The 23,213-nt window shown below is 72.7% G+C and carries 20 protein-coding genes; 6 read left to right on the top strand and 14 right to left on the bottom strand.

The window, feature by feature from the left end:
* Positions 1-7 precede the first annotated feature (7 nt).
* From ABZZ79_RS14855 to ABZZ79_RS14845, 3 genes are all read right to left on the bottom strand, one after another.
* A complete protein-coding gene (locus tag ABZZ79_RS14855) occupies positions 8-988 on the bottom strand; it encodes an alpha-ketoacid dehydrogenase subunit beta (protein ID WP_356689320.1) in 981 nt (326 codons plus the stop codon).
* Position 989: 1 nt separating this feature from the next.
* Positions 990-2,177 (bottom strand): pyruvate dehydrogenase (acetyl-transferring) E1 component subunit alpha, encoded by a 1,188-nt coding sequence (pdhA, locus tag ABZZ79_RS14850; RefSeq protein ID WP_356689319.1) that lies wholly within the window; start codon positions 2,175-2,177, stop codon positions 990-992.
* A gap of 554 nt (positions 2,178-2,731) precedes the next feature.
* Positions 2,732-4,306, bottom strand: a complete 1,575-nt coding sequence (locus ABZZ79_RS14845; protein ID WP_356689318.1) for a protein kinase — start codon at positions 4,304-4,306, stop codon at positions 2,732-2,734.
* Positions 4,307-4,648: 342 nt separating this feature from the next.
* Here ABZZ79_RS14845 and ABZZ79_RS14840 point away from each other — a divergent pair, with 342 nt between their 5' ends.
* Entirely contained in the window at positions 4,649-6,295 is a 1,647-nt protein-coding gene (locus ABZZ79_RS14840; protein ID WP_356689317.1) for a protein kinase, read from the top strand.
* Positions 6,296-6,573: 278 nt separating this feature from the next.
* On the opposite strand, the gene ABZZ79_RS14835 is transcribed toward ABZZ79_RS14840, so the two are convergent.
* On the bottom strand, positions 6,574-7,110 hold the full coding sequence (locus tag ABZZ79_RS14835) for a bacterial proteasome activator family protein (protein ID WP_356689316.1): 537 nt from the start codon (positions 7,108-7,110) through the stop codon (positions 6,574-6,576).
* Between the two features lie 210 nt (positions 7,111-7,320).
* Here ABZZ79_RS14835 and ABZZ79_RS14830 point away from each other — a divergent pair, with 210 nt between their 5' ends.
* Positions 7,321-8,121: a hypothetical protein gene (locus ABZZ79_RS14830; RefSeq protein WP_356689315.1), complete on the top strand. Its 801-nt coding sequence runs from the start codon at positions 7,321-7,323 to the stop codon at positions 8,119-8,121.
* A 478-nt stretch (positions 8,122-8,599) separates the two neighbouring features.
* Here ABZZ79_RS14830 and ABZZ79_RS14825 read toward each other — a convergent pair whose 3' ends face one another.
* Entirely contained in the window at positions 8,600-9,580 is a 981-nt protein-coding gene (locus tag ABZZ79_RS14825) for an NAD(P)H-quinone oxidoreductase (protein ID WP_356689314.1), read from the bottom strand.
* 371 nt (positions 9,581-9,951) lie between these two features.
* On the opposite strand from ABZZ79_RS14825, the gene ABZZ79_RS14820 reads away from it, so the two are divergent.
* Together ABZZ79_RS14820 and ABZZ79_RS14815 are read left to right on the top strand one after the other, a co-directional pair.
* The gene (locus ABZZ79_RS14820; protein WP_356689313.1) at positions 9,952-10,998 is read left to right on the top strand and encodes an ATP-binding cassette domain-containing protein; all 1,047 of its coding nucleotides are present in this window, start codon (positions 9,952-9,954) and stop codon (positions 10,996-10,998) included.
* The gene (locus ABZZ79_RS14815) at positions 10,995-11,843 is read left to right on the top strand and encodes an ABC transporter permease (protein WP_356689312.1); all 849 of its coding nucleotides are present in this window, start codon (positions 10,995-10,997) and stop codon (positions 11,841-11,843) included. The genes ABZZ79_RS14820 and ABZZ79_RS14815 overlap by 4 nt, the downstream gene beginning before the upstream one ends.
* Positions 11,844-11,852: 9 nt before the next feature.
* Here ABZZ79_RS14815 and ABZZ79_RS14810 read toward each other — a convergent pair whose 3' ends face one another.
* Positions 11,853-12,503, bottom strand: a complete 651-nt coding sequence (locus tag ABZZ79_RS14810) for an NAD-binding protein (protein WP_356689311.1) — start codon at positions 12,501-12,503, stop codon at positions 11,853-11,855.
* Positions 12,504-12,656: 153 nt separating this feature from the next.
* Here ABZZ79_RS14810 and ABZZ79_RS14805 point away from each other — a divergent pair, with 153 nt between their 5' ends.
* Entirely contained in the window at positions 12,657-13,730 is a 1,074-nt protein-coding gene (locus ABZZ79_RS14805) for a potassium channel family protein (protein WP_356689310.1), read from the top strand.
* A 180-nt stretch (positions 13,731-13,910) separates the two neighbouring features.
* On the opposite strand, the gene ABZZ79_RS14800 is transcribed toward ABZZ79_RS14805, so the two are convergent.
* The 5 genes from ABZZ79_RS14800 to pdhA (ABZZ79_RS14780) all read right to left on the bottom strand — a co-directional run bounded on the left by ABZZ79_RS14800 (position 13,911) and on the right by pdhA (ABZZ79_RS14780) (position 19,935).
* Positions 13,911-15,254: a molybdopterin molybdotransferase MoeA gene (locus tag ABZZ79_RS14800; protein WP_356689309.1), complete on the bottom strand. Its 1,344-nt coding sequence runs from the start codon at positions 15,252-15,254 to the stop codon at positions 13,911-13,913.
* Positions 15,251-16,150 (bottom strand): NTP transferase domain-containing protein, encoded by a 900-nt coding sequence (locus ABZZ79_RS14795; RefSeq protein ID WP_356689308.1) that lies wholly within the window; start codon positions 16,148-16,150, stop codon positions 15,251-15,253. The genes ABZZ79_RS14800 and ABZZ79_RS14795 overlap by 4 nt, the downstream gene beginning before the upstream one ends.
* 145 nt (positions 16,151-16,295) lie before the next feature.
* The gene (locus tag ABZZ79_RS14790; protein WP_356689307.1) at positions 16,296-17,789 is read right to left on the bottom strand and encodes a dihydrolipoamide acetyltransferase family protein; all 1,494 of its coding nucleotides are present in this window, start codon (positions 17,787-17,789) and stop codon (positions 16,296-16,298) included.
* Complete coding sequence (locus ABZZ79_RS14785; RefSeq protein WP_356689306.1) at positions 17,789-18,793, bottom strand: alpha-ketoacid dehydrogenase subunit beta; 1,005 nt, start codon at positions 18,791-18,793, stop codon at positions 17,789-17,791. Before ABZZ79_RS14785 ends, ABZZ79_RS14790 begins: the two co-directional genes overlap by 1 nt.
* Positions 18,790-19,935 (bottom strand): pyruvate dehydrogenase (acetyl-transferring) E1 component subunit alpha, encoded by a 1,146-nt coding sequence (gene pdhA, locus ABZZ79_RS14780; protein WP_356689305.1) that lies wholly within the window; start codon positions 19,933-19,935, stop codon positions 18,790-18,792. Before pdhA (ABZZ79_RS14780) ends, ABZZ79_RS14785 begins: the two co-directional genes overlap by 4 nt.
* A 173-nt stretch (positions 19,936-20,108) precedes the next feature.
* Here pdhA (ABZZ79_RS14780) and ABZZ79_RS14775 point away from each other — a divergent pair, with 173 nt between their 5' ends.
* A complete protein-coding gene (locus ABZZ79_RS14775) occupies positions 20,109-20,609 on the top strand; it encodes an Lrp/AsnC family transcriptional regulator (protein WP_356689304.1) in 501 nt (166 codons plus the stop codon).
* 22 nt (positions 20,610-20,631) lie between these two features.
* Here the strand turns inward: ABZZ79_RS14775 and ABZZ79_RS14770 are convergent, their stop codons facing one another.
* The 3 genes from ABZZ79_RS14770 to ABZZ79_RS14760 all read right to left on the bottom strand — a co-directional run bounded on the left by ABZZ79_RS14770 (position 20,632) and on the right by ABZZ79_RS14760 (position 23,191).
* On the bottom strand, positions 20,632-20,952 hold the full coding sequence (locus ABZZ79_RS14770; RefSeq protein WP_356689303.1) for a hypothetical protein: 321 nt from the start codon (positions 20,950-20,952) through the stop codon (positions 20,632-20,634).
* A 125-nt stretch (positions 20,953-21,077) separates the two neighbouring features.
* Entirely contained in the window at positions 21,078-21,668 is a 591-nt protein-coding gene (locus ABZZ79_RS14765; protein ID WP_356689302.1) for a TetR/AcrR family transcriptional regulator, read from the bottom strand.
* Positions 21,665-23,191 carry a 3-hydroxyacyl-CoA dehydrogenase gene (locus ABZZ79_RS14760; RefSeq protein ID WP_356689301.1) on the bottom strand — a complete coding sequence of 509 codons (1,527 nt, stop codon included), beginning with the start codon at positions 23,189-23,191 and terminating at the stop codon, positions 21,665-21,667. The genes ABZZ79_RS14765 and ABZZ79_RS14760 overlap by 4 nt, the downstream gene beginning before the upstream one ends.
* Positions 23,192-23,213 lie beyond the last annotated feature (22 nt).

Raw genomic sequence — 23,213 nt, 5'->3', positions numbered from 1 at the left:
CCTCTCCTCAGTACGCCAGGGCACGGTCGACGGCGTCGAGCACCCGGTCCAGGCCCGGCAGGTACTCCTCCTCCAGGCGGGCCGGCGGGTACGGGGCGTGGTAGCCGCCGACCCGGAGCACCGGGGCCTCCAGGTGGTAGAAGCAGCGCTCGGTGATCCGGGCGGCGATCTCCGCGCCGGAGCCGAAGAACACCGGCGCCTCGTGGACCACGACCAGGCGGCGGGTCTTCTCCACCGAGGTCTGGATGGCGTCGAAGTCGAGCGGGGAGACCGAGCGCAGGTCCAGGACCTCCAGGGACCTGCCCTCCTCGGCGGCAGCGGCGGCGACCTCCAGGCAGGTCTTCACCATCGGGCCGTACGCGGCGAGGGTCAGGTCGGTGCCCTCGCGCGCGATCTGCGCCTTGTGCAGCGGGCCGGGGATGGCCTCGGCGTTGACCTCGCCCTTGTCCCAGTAGCGCCGCTTGGGCTCGAAGAAGATCACCGGGTCGTCGCTCTGGATGGCCTGCTGCATCATCCAGTACGCGTCGGACGCATTGGACGGGGTGACCACCTTCAGGCCCGCCACGTGCGCGAACAGCGCCTCGGGGGACTCCGAGTGGTGCTCGACCGCGCCGATGCCACCGCCGTAGGGGATGCGCACGACGACGGGCAGCTTGACCGTGCCGAGCGAGCGGGCGTGCATCTTCGCGAGCTGCGTGACGATCTGGTCGTACGCCGGGAAGACGAAGCCGTCGAACTGGATCTCCACCACCGGGCGGTAGCCGCGCAGGGCGAGACCGATCGCGGTGCCGAGGATGCCGGACTCCGCGAGCGGGGTGTCGATGACACGGTCCTCGCCGAAGTCCTTCTGCAGGCCGTCCGTCACCCGGAACACACCGCCGAGCTTGCCGACGTCCTCGCCCATGATGAGGACCTTGGGGTCGGTCTCCAGGGCGCGGCGCAGCGACTCGTTGATCGCCTTGGCCAGGGCCATCTTCTCCGCAGCCATGTCAGGCCCCCTCTACGTCCGCGAACGACGCCTGGTAGGCGGCGAACTGGGCGCGCTCCTCGTCGACGAGCGCGTGCCCGTCCGCGTACACGTTCTCGAAGATGGCGAAGTGGTCCGGGTCCGGCATGGCGCGGACCGCCTCACGCACTCGCTTGCCCAACGCCTCCGACTCGGCCTCCAGCTCCGCGAAGAAGCCCTCGTCCGCGTGGCCCGAGGCCTCCAGGAACCGGCGAAGGCGCAGGATCGGGTCCTTGGCCTCCCAGGCCTGGCGCTCGTCGTCGTGGCGGTAGCGGGTGGGGTCGTCGGAGGTGGTGTGGGCGCCCATGCGGTAGGTCCACGCCTCGATCAGCGCCGGGCCCTCGCCGCGCCGGGCACGCTCCAGCGCCCAGCGGGTGACGGCGAGGGAGGCCAGCACGTCGTTGCCGTCCACCCGGACGCCGGGGAAGCCGAAGCCCTGCGCGCGCTGGTAGAGCGGCACACGGGTCTGCTTCTCGTTGGACTCGGAGATCGCCCACTGGTTGTTCTGGCAGAAGAACACGACCGGCGCGTTGTAGACCGCGGCGAAGTTGAACGCCTCGCTCACATCGCCCTGGCTGGAGGCGCCGTCGCCGAAGTAGGCGATGACCGCGCTGTCGGCGCCGTCCTTGGTGATGCCCATGGCGTAGCCGGTGGCGTGCAGCGTCTGGGAGCCGATGACGATCGTGTACAGCTGGAAGTTGTTGCTGTTGGGGTCCCAGCCGCCGTTGTTCACGCCGCGGAACATGCCGAGCAGGTTGGCCGGGTCGACCCCGCGGCACCAGGCGACGCCGTGCTCACGGTAGGTCGGGAAGACGTAGTCGTCCTCGCGGGTGGCGCGGCCGGAGCCGATCTGGGCGGCCTCCTGGCCGAGCAGCGACGCCCACAGGCCCAGCTCGCCCTGCCGCTGCAGGGAGGTGGCCTCGGCGTCGAAGCGTCGGGTGAGCACCATGTCGCGGTACAGGCCGCGGAGCTCCTCGGGGGTGATGCCGGCGACGTACTTGTCGTACTCGGCGTTCTTGACGCGCTCGCCCTCGGGCGTCAGCAGCTGCACGAGCTCGGGCTCGTCGCTCTTCCTGCTGCTCGCGCGGGTGGTGCGCTTGGTACCGGTGGTGCCGGCCTTGCTTCCGGCGCCGCCTCGCGGCTTGCGCGCGGCAGTGCTCTCCACGCTCACGTGTGCTCCTCCGTCGGTCCGGCTCCCGGGTTCGCCGGGCGCCAGTGCGGCTCACCTGTGGGCCCTACGGGCGCACGGGGTGGGTGCGGCTCGTAGGAGACAGGAGTGACAGGTGCCCCGGCGAGCACCCTGCAAAAAGCACGTTACCCAGTACGCCACATTTCTGTGAAATGCCTCCTGACCTGCGATTTTGCTTGGATTTCCAAGTAAATCGCGAATGCCTGGAACAACGCCTGGTCACAGCCTTGCAGGGGGCCGGAACTACGGCACGTTATCCCGGTGAACCAGGCCACGGGAAGAGTCTTCTTGGAGTGAAGCCCAGGTGAACCAACTGGTCAGTAATAAATAGGAGTGGCGCCTTTGTGCAGTTCCGACGGCAGTGCGCTCCCCCTTTCATCAGGGACGCACACGCGTTCCCACCAGGGCGAAGAGGGTCCGCACCCGTTCGGGTGAGCGACGCTCGACGGGCGCCGCGGAGTGCACCCGGACAGCGGAACGGGGCCCCACGCGTGCGGGTGGAGCCCCGTTCTCCGCCTGGTGCGGGCGCCCGCGGTTCAGCCGCCGAGGCCGCCGATGTCCGCGCCGCCCGTCTCCGTCGGCGGAGTGCCGGTCGGGGCCGTGTCCGTCGGCTGCGGGGCGGTCGACTGCGGGGCGGTCGGCTCCGTGTCCGTCGGCTCCGTGTCCGTCGGCTCACCGCTCGGCGAGGCCGAGGGGGAGGTGGACGGCGTCCACGACGGCGTCGGGGTCGGGGTGGAGCCCCAGCTGCCTCCGCTGCCGTTGTCGTCGTCCGTCGGCTCCTCGGTCGGCTCCTCGGTCGGCTCCTCGGTCGGCTCGTCGCTGGCCTTGTCGTCCTCGGTGGTCTGCGAGACCGTCGGAGAGGGGGAGTTGCCCGCGCCGCCCTTGCCGTCACCGGCGTTCTGCAGCGCGAGCGCGACACCGCCCGCGATGGCGATCACCGCCAGGACCGCCAGAATCCACAGCTTGCCGCGGCCGCTGCCCCGGTTGCCGTGCCCCTCGAAGCCCCCGTCGTCCCCGTGCCCGCGCCCGTACGGCTGCAGGATCGGCTGCGGGATCTGCGTGGTGCCCGCGCCGTCCATCGGGTGCGGCAGCACCGACGTACCGGCCAGACCCCCGGCCGGGGTGTGGCGGCCCTCGTGCATGTCCACCGGGCCGGTGTTCCAGGTGCCGGTGTGACCGCCCTGGTCGTAGAGCATCTGGAGCGCGTACTGCATCAGACCGCGCATCTCCTCGGCGGTCTGGAAGCGGTCGTCGGGTTCCTTGGCCAGCGCACGCATCGCCATGCCGTCCAGCTCCGGCGGCGAGGCGTCGGAGACCTCCGACGGCGGCACCGGGATGTCCTGGACGTGCTGGTAGACCACCGACAGCGGGGTCTCACCGACGAACGGCGGGCGCAGCGCGAGGAGTTCGTAGAGCAGGCAGCCGGTCGCGTACAGGTCGGAGCGGTGGTCGACGGCCTTGCCGAGGGCCTGCTCAGGGGACAGGTACTGCGGGGTGCCCATGACCATGCCGGTCTGCGTCATCGTCGTCGAGGCGCCGTGCAGGGCGCGCGCGATGCCGAAGTCCATGACCTTCACGGCGCCGCTGTGCGTGATGATGACGTTCGCGGGCTTGATGTCGCGGTGCACGATGCCGTGCTGGTGCGAGTACGCCAGCGCCTCCAGCACACCCGACACGATGATCAGGGCCTGCTCCGGGCCCGGCGCCTCGGCGTTGAGCAGCAGGTCGCGGATGGTGCGGCCCTCGACCAGCTCCATCACGATGTACGGCACCGCCTGGCCGCCGACCCGGTCCTCGCCGGAGTCGTACACGGCGACGATGGCATGGTGGTTGAGCCCGGCGACCGACTGTGCCTCACGGGTGAACCGGGCCTTGGAGACGGGGTCTTCGGCCAGGTCGGCGCGCAGCAGCTTGACGGCGACGGTGCGGCCGAGGCGTACGTCCTCTGCGGCGAACACCTCCGCCATGCCGCCCCGGCCGAGCCTGTGGGTCAGCCGGTACCGGCCGTCCCCCACAAGCCCTCCGTTGCCCCAGACTTCCGGCGCGTCCGACATGCCGCCGCCAGTCGCCTCGGGTTCGGACGGGCCCTGAGCGCGCTGCTGCTGTGCCATCAGTCCTCGCCGTCATTTCTGCCCGCGGTGCGCGCGGTGTTGTTACGGTCTCCGTCGGCCACGCTACAGCCTCCGCGCGAGCCGCCGGTCCGGGATGGCGCCGTCACGGACAGAAGACCGACCGGTCATCAAACCGTGATTTCCAGCCGTGGCGCAAATCCCCTGTACCGCCCGTACGAGCGCTGTAACGCTTCCGCGACGCTTCTTTCGCGTACGGTCACGGAACGGGCATCGAGCTTGACGTGTCACTGCCCTGGGGCAGACTTGGCCGGGAATAACTGTTTTCGATCACGCGGGAGCACAGCAGCCGCTGTTGCCGGCGCCAATGGGGGACGCTGAAAGATGAGCCAGGACGGCGCACAGGACCGTTACCCGGCGCGGGCGCTCGCCGGCGGCCGCTACCAACTGCGCGACCTGCTCGGCCAGGGCGGTATGGCCGCGGTGCACCTCGCGTACGACAGTGTCCTGGACCGCCAGGTGGCGATCAAGACGCTGCACACCGAGCTGGGCCGCGAGGCAGCCTTCCGCGAGCGGTTCCGCCGCGAGGCGCAGGCCGTGGCCAAGCTCACGCACACCAACATCGTCTCCGTCTTCGACACCGGCGAGGACGAGGTCGGCGGCATGACGACGCCGTACATCGTCATGGAGTACGTCGAGGGCCGCCCGCTCGGCTCCGTGCTCGACGAGGACGTACGGCAGTTCGGCGCGATGCCCGCCGACAAGGCCCTGAAGATCACCGCGGACGTGCTCGCGGCGCTGGAGATCAGCCACGAGATGGGGCTGGTCCACCGCGACATCAAGCCCGGCAACGTCATGATGACCAAGCGCGGTGTGGTCAAGGTCATGGACTTCGGCATCGCGCGCGCCATGCAGTCCGGGGTCACCTCGATGACCCAGACCGGCATGGTCGTCGGCACCCCGCAGTACCTCTCGCCCGAACAGGCCCTCGGCCGTGGCGTGGACGCCCGCTCCGACCTCTACTCGGTCGGCATCATGCTGTTCCAACTGGTCACCGGGCGGCTGCCGTTCGAGGCGGACTCGCCGTTGGCCATCGCGTACGCGCATGTGCAGGAGGAGCCGGTGGCGGCCTCCTCCATCAACCGCGCGCTGCCGCCGGCCGTGGACGCGCTGATCACCCGCGCGCTGAAGAAGAACCCGAACGAGCGCTTCCCGACCGCCGTCTCCATGCGCGACGAGTGTCTGCGGGTAGCGGCCTCCTTCCACGCGGCCCCGCCGAGCATCGTCCCCGGCGCCCCGACGGCCAGCGGCGCGGGCGTGGGCTCGGCGGTCTTCCCGCCGGTCGACCAGGCGACCCCGGCGCCCACCGGCCCGGTGCAGACGCCGTACCAGCCGACGCCGGCGAACCCGTACAGCACCCCGGCGCCCACCCCGGCTCCCGCTCCGGCCTACGGCTATCCTCAGCAGGGCGGTTACCAGCAGCCGCACACCGCCGGCGGGTACGCGCCGGGGGCGTCGACGCCGCCGCCGTACAACATCACCCCGCATCCGCACCCGTCCTCACCGGGCGGGGGCCGCAAGAGCAACCGGTCGGTGATCAGCGGCTCGATCATGGTCTCCATGGCCGCCGTCGGCGGGCTGATCGCCGCGCTGACGCTGGGCGGCGGGGACGGCAAGGACGAGGGCAAGGGCGGCGGGGCCAGCGCCTCCGCGTCCGCCACCCAGAAGGAGGGCTACCGGCCGCCGGACACCTCCCGCACCATCGACTCGACCCAGTGCAGCGAGCCGGTGGAGTCCTACAACGACCCGGACAAGGTGAAGATCCCCGACTTCCGGTTCAAGGACATCACCTCGGTGCGGCAGTGCCTCCAGGCGGCGGGCTGGAGCCTGACGAAGAAGGACGTCGACAACAACACCTGGGGCGACGGCACGGTCCTGGAGCAGTTCCCGTCGCCGGGCACGGACGTCGACCCCAAGGACCCGGGCGACATCCAGCTGAGCGTCTCGACGGGCAATCCGACGGAGTCCTGAAAGTCGTCGCCGGGAATCCCGGCATGTGAGACGGAAGGCCCAGCCGCTCAGTTGCGGCCGGGCCTTTCTGACGTCCTGCGGCTCGGTGGGGTGTGGTGGGGGCTTTCCGGGCTGGGGCCCGGAGCACCGGGTTCCCGATGCCTGGGGGTTCCGACGCACGGGGTTCCGACGCACGGGGTTCCGGCGCATGGGGGTTCCGGCGCATGGGGGTTCCGGCGCATGGGGGTTCCGACGCACGGGGGCCCGACGCACGGGGGTTCCTGGCGGCGGGCCGCTTCTCAGAGGTAAGGGCCGCCCGAGCGGCCGCCCATGTGCTCCTCGCCCTCGTGGCCCACGCCCGGCGGGAGAGCACGGCGCATCTGCTCCAACTGGGCCCGCGCGGCCATCTGCTGGGCGAACAGCGTGGTCTGGATGCCGTGGAAGAGGCCCTCCAGCCAGCCGACCAGCTGCGCCTGCGCGATCCGCAGTTCCGAGTCGGAGGGGGTCGAGCCGTCCGAGAAGGGCAGCGACAACCGCTCCAGCTCCTCCACCAGCTCCGGCGCCAGACCGTCCTCCAGCTCCTTCACGGAGCTGCGGTGGATCTCCTTCAGCCGGGCCCGGCTGGCCTCGTCGAGGGGAGCCGCGCGCACCTCCTCCAGCAGCTGCTTGATCATGCTGCCGATCCGCATGACCTTGGCAGGCTGCTCGACCTGCTCCGTCACCGGGATCTCGCGGGAGTCCTCGTCCCCGTTGCCACCGCTGAGCGCCATGCCGTCCTGGCCCACGACCAGGATCTGCGGGTTCTCCGGCGACCTTTCGTTCCTCGGCATCTCCATGCCGCCATTCTCTCGCACCCGTACAGCTCATCATCGTGGTGCCCCCTGCGGCAGGTGATCCACCGTTTCCGCGGGAATTCGTTCGCGGCACGGGGTGCCGGGGTTCGGCAGCATGGCGCAGCCCGACATGCCGGGGCGGGGCGGTGGTGTGAGGGTAGGGGGGTGAACCGTTGGCCTTGGGGGACGAGGGTACGGGGGCTGGTACCGGTCGTGCTGGTGACCGGAGTGATCGGTGTGTGTGCCGCACCGGGTGTGGCCGCGGCGGGACCGCGCGGGTCGGTGACGGCCGGGGTGCGGGTGGTCGGGGCGACGTGGGCCGGGGTACCGGTCGTCGGGGCGTCGGCCGGGATGCCGCGGGCCGGCGTGGGCGCGGAGCCGGTGAGGCCGTTGGCCGAGGGCGGACGGCCCGATCGGCCGGGCGGCGCCTCGCCGCCCGTTCGTGGCCTGGCCTCGCCCGGCTGGGAGGGACGGGACGGCTCCGCCCTGCCCTCCCCCTCCTTCCACGGCTCCGGCCCCGCCCATCGGCCCGCTGCCCATGGGCCCCGCGCCGAGGAGTCGGCCAGGGCGGCCGACGAGGGCCGTCACCCCGCCGCCGAGTCCTCCCGGGCCGGGAGCAGGGCCGGAGAGGGCCAGGATCGTCCGGGACGGCGCGAGGACGCGCTGAAGCCCGAGGAACCCGAGAACGCCGAGTCGGCCCAGGAAGAGGAGGGCGCGGCGAACACGGGCCGCGCCGACGAGGCGGCTGAGGATCCGGCGGAGGACTCGGGCGCGGACGAGGAGGCGGACGAGGAGCAGGGCTCCGACACCGGCTCCGTGGGCCCCAGCGCCCCGCAGGCCTCGGCCCGGCCGCCCTCGGCAGCCGTGCCCCCGGCCTCCACGCAGCCCATCGCGCCGCAGGCCGGTGTCCGCGCCGAGCCCGTACTGGAGGTACTGCCGCTCGGCAGCGGCCTGGTGCTCATCGGCCTCGGGCTGGGGCTGGCGTTCGTCGGCCTGCGGCTGCGGCGGGGTTAACGCCCTGCTGCCCCGGTGGGGGTGGTGCGGAAAGCCGCGGCGGTGTTCGCGACCGCGGGCCGGTGGGGGCTGATCGCGCAGTTCCCCGCGCCCCTTGCCGACTGACACCGCCCCATCGTGGAAGCGCGGGAAACCACGCAACCAGCCACGACACCGCCACCTCTTAGGGGCGCGGGGAACGGCGCGACCAGCCACAACGCCACCGCACCCTGGCGGCGCGAGGAACTGCGCGACCAGCCACAACGCCACCGCGTCTCAGGGGCGCGGGGAACTGCGCGACCAGCCACGGCGCCATCGCGTCTCAGGGGCGCGAGGAACTGCGCAACCAGCCACGACACCGCCGCCTCTCAGGGGCGCGGGGAACTGCGCAACCAACCACGACGCCACCGCACGCGCACACCGGCAGCACCCGGCAGCACCCGGCACCACCCGGCCCATACGGACAGCTCCGTACGAAGCCCTTCCGTGCGCGGCCGCGCTAAGGCGTCACCAGCAGGACCTTGCCCACATGGCCGCTCTCCTCCAGCAGCCGGTGCCCCGAGGCCGCGTCGTCCATCGGCAGCTCGCGGTCCACGACAGGGCGGACGCGCCCGGCGTCGAGAAGAGGCCAGACATGCTCGCGCACCGCGGCGACGATGGCCGCCTTCTCCTCCAGCGGACGGGCGCGCAGCGAGGCCGCGCTGATGACGGCGCGCTTCTGCAGCAGGGCCGCGATGTTCAGCTCGCCCTGGACGCCGCCCTGCATGCCGATGACGGCCAGACGGCCGTTGACGGCCAGGGTCCGCACATTGCGGTCCAGGTACTTGGCGCCCATGTTGTCGAGGATGACGTCGGCCCCGGCCCCGTCGGTGGCCTTCGCGACCTCCTCGACGAAGTCCTGCTGCTTGTAGTCGATCAGGATGTCCGCGCCCAGCTCGGCGCACCGATCCAGCTTCTCCCGCGTACCGGCCGTGACGGCGACCTTCGCGCCGACGGCCTTGGCCAGCTGGATGGCCATGGTGCCGATGCCGCTGGAGCCGCCGTGCACGAGCAGGGTCTCGCCGGGGCGCAGGTGGGAGATCATGAACACGTTCGACCACACCGTGCAGACGACCTCGGGCAGCGCGGCCGCCCGCGTGAGGGAGACGCCCTTGGGCACGGGCAGCAGCTGGCCCGCCGGGACGGCGACCTTCTCGGCGTAGCCGCCGCCGGAGAGCAGCGCGCACACCTCGTCGCCGACGGACCAGCCGGACACACCCGTGCCGAGCGCGGCGATCCGCCCGGAGCACTCCAGGCCGGGGTAGGGGGACGCGCCGGGCGGCGGGTCGTAGAAGCCGCGCCGCTGCAGGATGTCGGCCCGGTTGACGGCACTGGCCGTCACGTCGACGAGCACCTCGCCCAGCCCGGGTACCGGGTCGGCCACCTCGGCCCAGACCAGAGCCTCGGGCCCACCAGGTTCGGGAATCGTGATCGCATACATGAAACGGACGCTACTGCGTCCACCCCCGGCGCGCCGTCCTCCCCCCACCGCTCCCTACCGCGCGAACCCGCCGCTCCCCGCCGTACGGACCCGCCATTTCGTCGCCGCGCGAACCCGCCGCTCCCCGCCGTACGGACCCGCCATTTCGTCGCCGCGCGAACCCGCTGCTCCCCGCCGTACGGACCCGCCGTCTCCCGGCGCGCGGCCCCGCCGCTCCCCGCCGCGACGACCCGCCGGTCCTGCGTCCGAGGTCCCGGTCCCCTCCGCCCTTCGACCGGACCGCGGCGAAAACCCCGTGCGCGACCGATGAGTTTGCGCGACGGTAAAGGTCTCCCCATGCGTAGCCCACGTACGCGGAAGGACATCCCACCATGAGCCAGCAGACCTCAGGCCTGGCCATCGAGACCGCGGGCCTGGTGAAGACGTTCGGTGAGACCAGGGCCGTCGACGGCGTCGACCTCGCCGTGCCGACCGGCACGGTCTACGGCGTCCTCGGCCCGAACGGCGCCGGAAAGACCACCACGGTCAAGATGCTCGCCACCCTGCTCAGGCCCGACGGTGGCGAAGCCCATGTCTTCGGCCACGACGTCGTGCGCGAGGCCGACGAGGTGCGCGGCCGGGTCAGCCTGACCGGGCAGTACGCCTCGGTCGACGAGGACCTCACCGGCACGGAGAACCTCGTCCTGCTCGGCCGGCTCCTCGGCCACCACAAGAAGGCCGCGCGCGAGCGGTCCGCCCAGCTGCTGGAGGCGTTCGGACTGACCGAGGCCGCCGGAAGGCAGGTCAAGCACTACTCGGGCGGCATGCGGCGCCGTATCGACATCGCCGCGTCCATCCTCAACACCCCCGACCTGCTGTTCCTCGACGAGCCGACCACCGGTCTGGACCCGCGCAGCCGCAACCAGGTGTGGGACATCGTGCGGGCCGTGGTCGCCCAGGGCACCACCGTCCTGCTGACCACGCAGTACCTGGACGAGGCCGACCAGCTGGCGTCCCGGATCGCCGTCATCGACCACGGCAAGGTGATCGCCGAGGGCACCAAGGGTGAGCTGAAGGCCTCGGTCGGCGCCGGCTCGGTCCATCTGCGGCTGCGCGACGCGGCCCAGCGGCCCGCGGCCGAGCAGGTCCTGCGGCTGGCCCTGGACGCGGACGTCCAGCTCGAACCCGATCCCGTGGCGCTGACGGCCCGCGTCGGGGCGGGCGCGGACAACGGTCGGGGCGCCGCCGAGCGGGCCGCCCGCGCGCTCGCCGAGCTGGCCCGCGGGGGCATCACCGTCGACAACTTCTCCCTGGGCCAGCCCAGCCTGGACGAGGTGTTCCTCGCCCTGACCGGACACGACACCCAGGTTCGGCCCGCCGACGAGAACGACGAAAACGGCAAGAACGACGACAACACGGAAGGCGAGGCGGCGGCATGAGCACCACGACCACCACCGAGACCGGCGATCTCGCCCCCGTCAGGGCCGAGTCGCTCGCCGCCCTGCTCGTGGCCAAGGATCGCCCGCCCCGGCCCAGCGCCCTGTCGGCGTCGCTGACCTTCGGCTGGCGCGCGGTCCTGAAGATCAAGCACGTACCGGAGCAGCTGTTCGACGTCACGGCGTTCCCGATCATGATGGTGCTGATGTACACGTACCTGTTCGGCGGGGCGCTGGCCGGGTCGCCGAAGGAGTACATCCAGTTCCTGCTGCCGGGCATCCTGGTGATGTCGGTCGTGATGATCACGATGTACACGGGTGTCTCGGTGAACACCGACATCGAGAAGGGCGTCTTCGACCGCTTCCGGTCCCTGCCCATCTGGCGGCCGTCGACCATGGTCGGCTATCTGCTCGGCGACGCCCTGCGCTACACGATCGCGTCCGCGGTGATGCTCGCGGTCGGCCTGATCCTCGGCTACCGCCCGGACGGCGGGTTCGCCGGTGTCGTCGCCGGGGTGGCGCTGCTGATCGTCTTCTCGTTCTCGTTCTCGTGGATCTGGACGATGTTCGGGCTGATGCTGCGCTCCGAGAAGTCGGTGATGGGCGTCAGCATGATGGTGATCTTCCCGCTCACCTTCCTGTCCAACGTCTTCGTCGACCCGCACACGATGCCCGGCTGGCTCCAGGCGTTCGTCAACAACAGCCCCATCACCCATCTCGCCACCTCGGTGCGCGAGCTGATGGCGGGCCACTGGCCCGGTGCCGAGATCGCCTGGACCCTCGGCTGGGCCGCCCTGTTCGTGCTGGTCTTCGGCCCGATCACGATGCGGCTCTACAACCGCAAGTGACCCGGCCGCTCACGCGCCCTGCACACCGCCCTCGGCGCGCACGATCACCACGACCCGGTCCGTCGGCTCCAGCACGCCGATGGCCGGGTCGTCGTACGCCAGCACCCGGTGCCCGCGTACGACGCTGACCACCGGCTGGGCCAGTTCACGCGGGCCCCGCCCCGACTCCGCCTTGGTGACCGGCCGTTCGACCATGTCGAGGCCGCTGCCCTGGCGCATCAGGTCCTCCATGACCAGACCCGCGGACGGGCTGAGGGCGGACATGCCCAGCAGCCGGCCGGCCGCGCTCGCGCCGGTGACGACCTCGTCGGCGCCCGACTGCCGCAGCAGCGGGGCGTTCTCCTCCTCGGCGACCGAGGCCAGGATCGTCGCCCCGGGGTTGAGCTGGCGGGCGGTGAGCACGACCAGGACGGCCGTGTCGTCGCGCTGGGTCGCGACGATGATCTTCTTGGCCCGCTGCACCTCGGCCTGGCGCAGCACATCGCTGCGCGTCGCGTCCCCGGCCACGGCCTCGAAGCCCTCCGCCACCGCCGCGGCGACCGCCTTGGCGCTCGGGTCGATCACGACGACCCGGTCCTTCCCCAACCCCGCCGCGCAGACGGTCCGGATCGCGGTGCGTCCCTTCGTACCGAATCCGACGACGACGGTGTGGTCACGCACAGGGCCTCCTCGGCTGTATCCACGGGTGGACGAGTTGCCTGCCTCTGCACGCGCCCGCCCCGCGACCATGGTGCATTGTTTTACCGATCACGACCGTGGGGGCACACGATGAGGCACGACGAGAGACGACCGACGAAAGTGACCAGGTTCTTCATGTTCCGGTCACTGTGGTACCGCTCGCGCACCGAGGCCCGTGACGACGCCGAGGCCGGGCGCTCCATCGTCATGCCGACGGGCACGACCCTGCCCCCGCTCCAGCAGGTCCTGCGGCGCCTGGCCCTCGCCCTGGGGGTGCTGGCCCTCACCACACTGATCGTCTTCGCCGACCGCGACGGGTACAGCGACAACTCCGACGGCAGCGTCAGCCTGCTGGACGCGGCCTACTACGCCACCGTCACCCTCTCCACCACCGGATACGGCGACATCACGCCCGTCAGCGATTCCGCTCGGCTCATCAACATCCTGATCATCACGCCCCTGCGCGTGCTGTTCCTGATCATCCTGGTCGGCACCACCCTGGAGGTGCTCACCGAACGCACCCGTCAGCAGGTCCGCATCCACCGCTGGCGCTCGCGCACCCGCGACCACATCGTGGTCGTCGGCTACGGCACCAAGGGGCGGCACGCGGTGCAGACCCTGACCGGCCAGGGCGTGACCAAGGACCGGATCGTGGTGGTGGACGTGCAGCGCCAGGCGGCGACCACGGCCGGGGACGACGGGCTGGTGTCGGTGACCGGTGACGCGACCCGGTCCGAAACGCTGCTGAAGGCCGAGGTGCAGACCGCGGCCCGGGTGATCGTGGCCCCGCAGCGCGACGACACGGCCGCGCTGATCACGCTCACCGTCCGCCAGCTGAACCGGCACGCCACCATCGTCGTGGCCGCCCGGGAGGACGAGAACGTGCCGCTGCTGCGGCAGAGCGGCGCCGACACCGTGGTCACCAGCTCCAGCTCCGCCGGGCGGCTGCTCGGTGTCTCGATGGTCAGTCCGGTCGTGGCCCGGACCCTGGAAGACCTGATGACCCTCGGCAACGGACTCGATCTCGTCGAACGGCCCGTCACCGGCACCGAGACCGGGCAGCCGCCCAGCGCCTGCGCCGACCTGGTCATGGCCGTCGTACGCGGCCGCCAGGTGCTGGACTACGCCGACGAGCGCGCCGCGCCCCTGCGGGCCGGTGACCGGGTGGTCACCGTGCGGCGCGCCATCGCGGTCGGGGAGCCTGAGTAGGCGTGAGGGGAACGGGTGCAGACCGGGGAAGGAACGGGCGCAGACCGGGGGAACCGGGAGTGGACGCGTGCAGACCGGCGTGTAACCGGAGGAGACTGGCGCGCAATCGGTGCAGAACCGGGGCGGCGAAACCCACCCGGTCAGCGACGTTTCACGTGAAACGCCGCACTCCCCCCTGTTTCACGTGAAACACACGCCGATCCCCGCGGTCGCCCACGGCAGATCCAGCAGCTCCGCCTCCTGCCCCCGGTGAGCACCACCGGGCGGTACGACGGCCAGGGCGTCGGCGGCCGCGATCCCGCGCAGCATCGCCGGGCCGTTGTAGTGCAGCGGGACTGCATGGTCGGCGCGCAGGGAGACCGGGACGAGCCGGGTGTCGTGCGGGTGCCCGTGCACGGCGTCCCGCAGCGGCAGCGTGTACGGCTCCGGAGCCGGTCGGGCGGCCAGGGTGCGCAGCAGCGGCTCGGCGATGGTCAGCAGCCCGGAGACGGCCGCCAGGGGGTTGCCGGGCAGGCCGACCAGGTGCTGGTTCTCCTTGGTGCGGGCCAGCAGCATGGGGTGGCCGGGGCGCACCTTCACGCCGTTCACCAGCAGCTCGGCGCCGATACCGCGCAGGGTGGGGTGGACGTGGTCGACGGGGCCGGCGGCGGTGCCACCGGTGGTGACGACGAGGTCGGCGTCGCTGGCGGTGACGGCCGCCTTCAGGGCTTCGGCGTCGTCACCCAGGCGGCGCACGGCGACGACCTCGGCGCCCAGCGCGCGCAGCCAGGGCGGCAGCATCGGGCCGAGCGCGTCGCGGATCAGTCCGTCGTGCGGCAGGCCGTCGGTGAGCAGTTCGTCACCCAGGACGAGCACCTCGGCGCGGGGGCGGGCCACGGTGGTGAGGGTGTCGTATCCGGCGGCCGCGGCGAGGCCCAGCACGGCGGGGGTCACCGGTGTGCCGACGGCCAGGAGCTGGTCACCGCTGCGGCACTCCTGGCCGCGCGGGCGGATGTCCTGGCCGTGGGCGACCTCGCGGATGGGGTGCAGACGGCCCTTGTCGTCCTTGTGGCCGTGCTCGCTGCGCAGGACGGCGGTGGTGTCCGGGGGGATGCGGGCGCCGGTGGCGATACGCACCGCCTCGCCGTCGTCCAGGCGGACGGGCACGGCGTGCCCGGCCAGCACGCCCTCGTCCCGCACGGCCCAGGGCCCGGGTCCGGCGACGGCCCAGCCGTCCATGGCGGAGGTGTCGAAGGAGGGCAGGTCGGTCAGGGCGGTGAGCGGCTCGGCCAGGACGAGACCGAGCGCGGCGTCGAGGGGAACCGGCACGGGCGCGCGGCGCACGACCCCGCGCCCGGCACGCGCGGCGATGGCGCGGGCCTCGGGCCAGGGGGTGGCCCGGTGCCGGTGCTCCGGCGCGTGCGGGCCGCCTCCCGAAGCCGGCGGGGGCACGGCGGCTTCGGTACCGCTGGGCCGCTTCACCAGGGCGAGGGCCTCCTCGACGTCGAAGTCGTCGGCGTCCCGGCCCAGGCCTCGGGCGGTCATCCGGCGTCCGCGGAGGTTCCGGGGGCGGCGTCGGGCTTGCTGTCGGCGGCGTCCTCCTGGGCCCAGCGCAGGGCGAGGGCCGCGGCCTTGCGGGAGGCCTCGGCGACCGCTTCGGGTCCGCCGCCCGCGCGGGCTGCGGCGTAGCCGACGAGGAAGGTGGTCAGAGGCGCGGCGGGCCGGGCCACGCCGTGCGCGGCGTCGCGGGCCAAGTCGAGCAGGAGGCCGGTGTCGACGTCCAGGTCGATGCCGAGCTCGTCCTTGACTGCGGAGATCCATTCGTCCAACACGTGCTCATGCTCCCTGATGCGGGCCCTGGCGGTGGCGATGTCGTCCCAGGTGTCGCAGTCGAAGGCCGCGACGGGGTCGGTGAGGCGGGTGAGACCGAGCCCGGCGGTCAGCCGGCGCAGCGGCAGCCCGGTGAGCGAGCCGTGCTCGGCGGTGAGGACGGCCAGGCCCTGACGCAGGGCGGCTGTCCGGTAGACGGCGACCAGCGGCTGGTCACGGCCGTCGGCGTCGGCGAGCAGCACACCGTCGGTGCCGCCCGCCCGTGCCGCGGCCAGCAGGCGGTGGACGGTTCCCTCGCGCAGGAAGGGCAGATCGGCGGAGAGCACGGCGGCGTAGGGCGCGGCGGTGTGCCGCAGCCCGGCGTCCAGCGCGGCGAGCGGTCCGCCGCCGGGCGGTTCCTCGCGGGCCCAGCGCACGGGACGGGCCGTGGGCCGCGGATCGGCGACGACCACCGTCGTCCCGGCGTCCGCACAGGCGGTGAGCACGCGGTCGAGCAGCGCGCGTCCGCCCACCCGCACTCCGGGCTTGTCGGCCCCGCCGAGCCGCCGCGCGGCACCTCCCGCGAGCACGACGGCGTCGTACCCGGTGTCGGAAGGGGCGCTCTGGGTCACCCCATGAGTATGCGTGCCTGTCGGGGCCTGCGGGAATTCTGGTGATGCCTCCCACAGCCCTTCAGCCGGGCCGGGCAACGTGCCGCCCGGCCCGGTTCGGGGCCCCCGGTTCGCGGCCCCCGGTTCGCGGCCCCCGCGGTGACCCTCAGAGGGTGCGCAGCAGCACCGCCGGCTGTTCCACGCAGTCCGCCACATAGCGCAGGAAGCCGCCCGCCGTGCCGCCGTCGCACACGCGGTGGTCGAACGTCAGCGACAGCTGTACGACCTGGCGGACCGCCAGGTCGCCTTCGTGCACCCATGGCTTGGGCACGATGCGGCCGACACCGAGCATCGCGGCCTCGGGGTGGTTGATGATCGGTGTCGAGCCGTCGACCCCGAACACCCCGTAGTTGTTCAGCGTGAAGGTGCCGCCGGTCAGTTCCGTGGGCGTGAGCGCCCCGGTACGGGCCGCCTCGGTGAGCCGCGCGAACTCCGTGGTCAGGCCCTCGGCGTCGCGCGCGTGCGCGTCGCGGACGACGGGCACGACCAGGCCACGCTCGGTCTGCGCGGCGAAGCCGAGGTGGACCTGCTCCAGCCGGACGATCTCGCGGGCCTCCAGGTCGACCGTGGAGTTCAGCTCGGGGAACCGGGCGAGCGCGGCCGTGCAGATCCGGGCCAGCAGGGCGAGCAGCGAGATCTTCGTCCCGCCGACCGCGTTCATCGCGGCGCGCGCCCGCATCAGCTCGGTCGCGTCGGCGTCCACCCAGCAGGTGGCGTCCGGGATCTCGCGCCGGCTGCGCGACAGCTTGTCGGCGACGGCACCGCGCACGCCCTTGAGCGGGACGCGGACCCCGCCGTGCGCGGCGGAGGAGCGGACCGGTGCGGTGGCGGGTGCCGCCGCGGCCGCGGCCACGCGCGGGTGCGGCTCGGCCGCCGGCTGGGCGGTGCGGCCCTGGACGGCCGCCGCCCGCAGCGCGTACTCCACATCCGCCCGAAGGATCAGGCCCTCCGGGCCGGAGCCCGTCAGGTCCCGCAGATCCAGGCCGTTCTCACGGGCGAGGCGGCGCACCAGCGGCGAGATCACCGGAATGGGGCCCTCACCGCTCGTGGTCTCGGCGACGGGAGCGGCGGCCGCGAGCGTGGCGGAGGGCGTGCCGGCCGTGTTCGCGGCGGAGGCCGGGGGAATCGCCGGGCGGCGCACTCGGCGGCGGCGCTCCGGGGGCGCGCTCGTGCCGTAGCCCACGAGGACGTTGCCCGAGCCTTCACCCGAGCCGTTGCCCGATCCCGCCGACGGCCCGCCGGTGGAGCCGGAGTCCGTCCCGGAACCGGTGGAGGGGGCCCCGCCCAGCTGTCCGCCCGGCGCCCCGGCCGACCCCTCGGAGGCCGCCGCGGCCGCCGTGGCCGCCGCGGCCGCCGCGCCCACGGCGACCGTCAGCAGCGGTGCCCCGACGGGCAGTTCGGTGCCCTCCTCGCCGAATCTGGCGGTGACCACACCGCCGTAGGGACAGGGCACCTCGACCATCGCCTTGGCCGTCTCGACCTCGACGACCGGCTGGTCGATGGCGACGACGTCGCCGACCTCCACCAGCCAGCGGACGATCTCCGCCTCGGTGAGCCCCTCCCCGAGGTCGGGGAGCTTGAACTCCAGCACCTGTGCCATCAGCTCTCGGCCTCCCATTGCAGACGCGCCACGGCGTCCAGGATCCGGTCGACGCCGGGCAGGTGGTGCTTCTCCAGCATCGGCGGCGGATAGGGGATGTCGAACCCGGCCACGCGCAGCACCGGTGCCTCCAGATGGTGGAAGCAGCGCTCCGTGACCCGGGCCGCGATCTCCCCGCCCGGTCCGCCGAACCCGCCCGACTCGTGGACGACGACCGCTCGCCCGGTCCGACGCACCGAGGCGCAGACCGTCTCGTCGTCGAACGGCACCAGTGAGCGCAGGTCGACGACTTCGAGGTCCCACCCCTCGGCCCGGGCGGCCTCGGCGGCTTCGAGGCAGACCGGAACGGACGGACCGTACGTGATGAGTGTGGCGCTCCGACCGGTGCGCCGCACCACCGCGCGGCCTATCGGTTCAACGGTCCGCGGGTCCTCCGGGTTCCAGGAGTCCTTCGACCAGTACAGCCGCTTGGGCTCCAGGAAGACGACCGGGTCGTCGGAGGCGATGGCGGCGCGCAGCAGCCCGTAGGCGTCGGGCACGGTGGCGGGCGTGACGACATGGAGCCCCGGAGTCGCCATGTAGTACGCCTCGGAGGAGTCGCTGTGGTGCTCGACGCCGCCGATGCCGCCGCCGTAGGGGACGCGGATGGTGATCGGGAGCGGCATCCGGCCGCGGGTGCGGTTGCGCATGCGGGCGACATGGCTGATGAGCTGCTCGAAGGCCGGGTAGGCGAAGGCGTCGAACTGCATCTCCACGACCGGCCGCAGGCCGTACATGGCCATGCCCACGGCGGTGCCGAGGATGCCGGCCTCGGCCAGCGGGGTGTCGGTGCAGCGATCCTCGCCGAACTCCTTGGCCAGGCCGTCGGTGACGCGGAAGACACCGCCGAGGGTGCCGACGTCCTCGCCCATGACGTGCACGGACTCGTCGGCGGCCATGGCGTCGCGCATCGCGCGCGTGAGGGCCTGCGCCATGGTGGCGGGCTTCACGGCGACGGTGGTCATCGCGCGGTCCCTTCCTGGGTGTCGGCCTCGGCGTCGAACTCGGCGCGCAGGTGGGCCTGCTGTTCGCGCAGCTGGGGCGTGGGTTCGGCGTAGACGTGGGAGAAGAGGTCCATGGGATCGAGCACGGGGTCCTGGTTCATGTGCTCGCGCAGTGCGGCGGCCATGGTCTCGGCGTCCTCGCGGGCCGCCCGGATCGCCTGCTCGTCGAGCAGTCCGCGGTCGGTCAGCTCGCGCTCCAGCAGCAGGATCGGGTCGTGGTCGCGCCAGGCCTCGACCTCGGCGTCGCCGCGGTAGCGGGTGGCGTCGTCGGCGTTGGTGTGGGCGTCGATCCGGTAGGTCACCGCCTCCACCAGGGTCGGCCCGCCGCCCTCGCGCGCGCGCCGCACGGCGTCGGTCAGCACCTCGTGCACCGCGGGCGCGTCGTTGCCGTCGACCAGGCGGCCCGGCATGCCGTACCCGACGGCCTTGTGGGCCAGAGTGGGCGCCGCGGTCTGCTTGGCGAGCGGGACGGAGATGGCGAAGCCGTTGTTCTGCACGAGGAAGACGACCGGGGCCTGCCAGACGGCGGCGAAGTTCAGCGCCTCGTGGAAGTCGCCCTCGCTGGTGCCGCCGTCGCCGACCATGGCGAGCGCCACGACGTCGTCGCCCTTGATGCGGGCGGCGTGCGCGAGGCCGACGGCGTGCGGGAGCTGGGTGGCCAGCGGGGTGCACAGGGGGGCCACGCGGTGCTCGTGCGGGTCGTAGCCGGTGTGCCAGTCGCCGCGCAGCAGGGTGAGCGCCTCGACCGGGTCGACACCGCGCGCGACGGCGGCGAGGGTGTCGCGGTAGCTGGGAAAGAGCCAGTCGCGCTCCTCCAGGGCCAGCGCGGCGGCGACCTCGCAGGCCTCCTGGCCGGTGCTGGACGGGTACACCGCGAGGCGGCCCTGCTTGGTGAGGGCTGTGGCCTGCGCGTTGTAGCGGCGGCCGCGCACCAGTTCCGCGTAGAGCCGGCGCAGCAGCTGCGGGTCGGCCTTGGCGGCCGCCCCGGTGCCGAGGACGCGGTAGGGCTCCGGGTCCGGCAGCAGCGGCGCGGGGTCCGTGCTGGGCTGCCAGGCGGGCGGCGGCGACGGCCGATACCCGCCCCGCTGCTCCATGACCGTCATGACGGCACCTCCTCGTGGGAGCGACTAGGAGGCGCAGCTCCTGTGATGCGCCTCACCTACCGATTGTTCGGTCGTCGGCACATTTTGGCTACAGGCGGCATCAGGCTGTGGACAAACGGTTCTCCACAGCCTGTGATGGATGCAGTACGTCCATGGTAGGGAGGCGGGGGGACATGGCACCTGAACAAATGGCCGACGGACCGGACGCCGGGACGGTGCTGCCGTCGGCGCGTCCGCTGGACGCCGTCGATCAGGACATCCTGCGGATGCTCCAGGCCGACGGGCGCGCCTCCGTCCGCTCCGTGGCCGAACGGGTCCACGTCTCCCGGGCCAACGCCTACGCCCGCATCAACCGGCTCGTCGAGGACGGGGTCATCCGCGGGTTCGGCGCCCGCGTCAACCACGAGCGCGCGGGCCACGGCACCTCGGCGTACATCACCCTGAAGATCGTCCAGAACTCCTGGCGCACGGTGCGCGAACAGCTCAGGCAGTTGCCCGGCGCGGCCCACATCGCCCTGGTGGGCGGCGACTTCGACGTACTGCTGCTCGTGCACACCCCCGACAACCGGGCCCTGCGCGAGCTGGTACTCACCCGGCTCCAGGCGATCCCCGAGGTGCTCAGCAGCCGCACGCTGCTGGTCTTCGAGGAGGAGGACCTGGAGCCGCAGAACTGAGCCGCGCGGGGCGGCCGCGGCCTCAGCCCGAGGCCAGGGCCGCGCCCAGCGCCAGCGCGAACAGCACCGGCGTCATCACGCAGCCGAGCCCGGCGCCGGAGACCAGCATCCGCACCGTGCGCAGGGAGCGGCGGTGCGGCAGCACCCAGCCGAGGGCGAGCAGGCCCGACGACCAGTAGAACAGCCCCCCGAGGGCGCCGAGGCCGTCCTGCGACCGGAACCAGTGGTACTCCAGCACCAGGAACGGCAGGGAGATCAGGGAGGCCACGAGAGGCGCCCTCCACCAGGTCGGGTGGGCGGCGCCCCGGGTGAGGGAGCCGGTTCGCACGTCGTTCTGCGGCATGCGCCCACCCCATCACCGCACGCGGGCCCGGTCATGGGGCGGCGTACTCATCCGGGCACGCGCGCGTACTCAGGGGCAGGGAACGGGCCGGACCCGGGCCGCACGGCCCGCCCCCGCGCGCGGGCTCAGCTCGCGTGCCGCAGTCCGCCGAAGGCCAACCGCACCACCGCGTCGGCCACTTCGCGCTCGCTCGCGCCGCGCCCGTCCGGGCGGTACCACTCGACGATCGAGTTGATCATGCCGAAGACCAGCCGGGTGGCGAGCCGCACCTCCACGTCGCCGCGCACCTCCCCGTCCGCGGCGGCCGCCTTCAGCAGGTCGGCGACCCGGTGGTCGAAGTCGCGGCGCCGCTCCAGCGCCCACCGCTCGGTGCCGGTGTTGCCCCGCACCCGCAGCAGCAGCGTCACGTACGGCAGTTCGGCCATCAGCACCTCGACCATGCGCCGTACGACGTACTCCAGCCGCTCGGCGGCGGCCCCCACGCGCGCGTGCTCCTCCTCGAGGATGCCGAAGAGGCCGTCGAGCGCCCGGCTCACCGCACGGCGCAGCAGCTCCTCCTTGCCGGCGACATGGTGGTAGATCGACGACTTGGAGATGCCGGCCGCCTTGGACAGGTGCTCCATGGACGTGCCGTCGTAGCCGCGCTCGTTGAACACCTGGACGGCCACCGACAGCAGCGTCTCGGGGGTGTAGGTGTCACGTCTGGCGGTGGTCATGAGGTGCTCCCCTCGCGCTTGTCGGAGGCGTACGCGTGGCGGTACAGCGCGAGGGACGGCGCGTAGCGGCCGCTGGGGTCGCGCAGGTGCAGGTCGTCCAGCAGGGCGTACGCCCAGTTCCGGCCGAGCCTGCGGCTCCATTCGAAGGGGCCGATCGGGTAGTTGACGCCGAGGGGCATCGCGGTGTCGATGTCCTCCTCGGTGGCCACGCCCTTGGCGACGGCGTCGTGCGCGAGGTCGATGATCCGCGCGACCGTACGGGCGACGATCATGCCGGGGACGTCCCCGATGACGCTGACCTTCTTGCCGAGCGCCTGGAACAGGCCGACGGCCTCGGCGAGGGTCTGCGGGGAGGTGTCCTGGGAGGCGGACAGGGCGACGCGGGTGGCCCGGCGGTAGTCCAGGGCGAGGTCGAAGTAGACGACGTCCCGGAACTCCACCGAGGTCTGGCCGTCGGCGAGGGCCAGCTGGCCGCCGCCGGGCAGCACCAGGCGGGTGCCGTGGTCCTCTTCCTCCTCGCGGACCTGGATGCCCGCCTCCCGGATCAGCGTGAGCACCTCGGAGGCCGGGCCCAGGTCGCCCTCGGCGACGACGTAGGCGGGCGGCGTGGCCGGCTCCGCCGTGTGCGGCTCGTCGCGCTCGGCTGCCCCGTTCTCGCCGGAGTAGTCGTACCAGCCGCGTCCGCTCTTGCGGCCCAGCCGGCCGGACTCGACCAGGCGCCGCTGGGCGAGGGACGGAGTGAAGCGCACGTCCTGGAAGAAGGCCTGCCACACCGAGTGCGTCACCGACTCGTTGACGTCCTGCCCGATCAGGTCGGTCAGCTCGAACGCGCCCATCCGGAAGCCGCCCGACTCGCGCAGCACGGCGTCGATGGTGGCCGGTTCGGCGCCCTGGGCCTCGTGGACCGCGAAGGCCTCGGCGTAGAAGGGCCGCGCGATGCGGTTGACGATGAAGCCGGGGGTGTCGGCGCAGGCGACCGGGGTCTTGCCCCAGGCGCGGGCGGTCTCGTACGCGCACGTGGCCGAGGTGACGTCGGTGGCGAACCCGGAGACGACCTCGACCAGCGGCAGCAGCGGGGCCGGGTTGAAGAAGTGCAGGCCCACGAACCGGCCGGGGTTGGCGAGGGCGCCGCCGATGGCGGTGACCGACAGGGACGAGGTGTTCGTGGCCAGCAGACAGTCGTCCGCAACGACGTCCTCCAGCGCGCGGAACAACTCCTGCTTGACGTCGAGCCGCTCCAGGATCGCCTCGACGACCAGCGCGCAGTCGGCGAGCCCGGCGATGTCCTCCACGGGCTCCAGGCGGGCGCGCGCGGCGTCGCGGTCGGCGGCGGTGAGCCGGTCCTTCTCGACGAGCCGGTCCAGGCGGGCGCCGATCGCGTCGGCCGCCTCCCGGGCGCGCCCGGGAGCAGCGTCGTACAGGCGTACGGGGTGGCCCGCGACCAAGGCGACCTGGGCGATGCCCTGGCCCATGGTGCCGGTGCCGACGACTGCCACGGGGCTGCTGAGGTCGAGTGCTGTCATGTGCGCGATCCTCCCGCACGGG

Source organism: Streptomyces sp. NPDC006458, assembly GCF_040612135.1.
In the GTDB taxonomy this organism is placed as follows: domain Bacteria; phylum Actinomycetota; class Actinomycetes; order Streptomycetales; family Streptomycetaceae; genus Streptomyces.
Note: the sequence above shows the minus strand (reverse complement) of the source record. Positions and strands in the feature narration are given on the sequence as shown.

Coding starts and splice junctions, on each gene's coding strand:
- ABZZ79_RS14855 (WP_356689320.1), bottom strand. CDS start 988: ATGGCTGCGGAGAAGATGGCCCTGGCCAAGGCGATCAACGAGTCGCTG.
- ABZZ79_RS14845 (WP_356689318.1), bottom strand. CDS start 4,306: ATGGCACAGCAGCAGCGCGCTCAGGGCCCGTCCGAACCCGAGGCGACT.
- ABZZ79_RS14840 (WP_356689317.1), top strand. CDS start 4,649: ATGAGCCAGGACGGCGCACAGGACCGTTACCCGGCGCGGGCGCTCGCC.
- ABZZ79_RS14835 (WP_356689316.1), bottom strand. CDS start 7,110: ATGGAGATGCCGAGGAACGAAAGGTCGCCGGAGAACCCGCAGATCCTG.
- ABZZ79_RS14825 (WP_356689314.1), bottom strand. CDS start 9,580: ATGTATGCGATCACGATTCCCGAACCTGGTGGGCCCGAGGCTCTGGTC.
- ABZZ79_RS14820 (WP_356689313.1), top strand. CDS start 9,952: ATGAGCCAGCAGACCTCAGGCCTGGCCATCGAGACCGCGGGCCTGGTG.
- ABZZ79_RS14815 (WP_356689312.1), top strand. CDS start 10,995: ATGAGCACCACGACCACCACCGAGACCGGCGATCTCGCCCCCGTCAGG.
- ABZZ79_RS14805 (WP_356689310.1), top strand. CDS start 12,657: ATGTTCCGGTCACTGTGGTACCGCTCGCGCACCGAGGCCCGTGACGAC.
- ABZZ79_RS14800 (WP_356689309.1), bottom strand. CDS start 15,254: ATGACCGCCCGAGGCCTGGGCCGGGACGCCGACGACTTCGACGTCGAG.
- ABZZ79_RS14790 (WP_356689307.1), bottom strand. CDS start 17,789: ATGGCACAGGTGCTGGAGTTCAAGCTCCCCGACCTCGGGGAGGGGCTC.
- ABZZ79_RS14785 (WP_356689306.1), bottom strand. CDS start 18,793: ATGACCACCGTCGCCGTGAAGCCCGCCACCATGGCGCAGGCCCTCACG.
- pdhA (WP_356689305.1), bottom strand. CDS start 19,935: ATGACGGTCATGGAGCAGCGGGGCGGGTATCGGCCGTCGCCGCCGCCC.
- ABZZ79_RS14775 (WP_356689304.1), top strand. CDS start 20,109: ATGGCACCTGAACAAATGGCCGACGGACCGGACGCCGGGACGGTGCTG.
- ABZZ79_RS14770 (WP_356689303.1), bottom strand. CDS start 20,952: ATGCCGCAGAACGACGTGCGAACCGGCTCCCTCACCCGGGGCGCCGCC.
- ABZZ79_RS14765 (WP_356689302.1), bottom strand. CDS start 21,668: ATGACCACCGCCAGACGTGACACCTACACCCCCGAGACGCTGCTGTCG.
- ABZZ79_RS14760 (WP_356689301.1), bottom strand. CDS start 23,191: ATGACAGCACTCGACCTCAGCAGCCCCGTGGCAGTCGTCGGCACCGGC.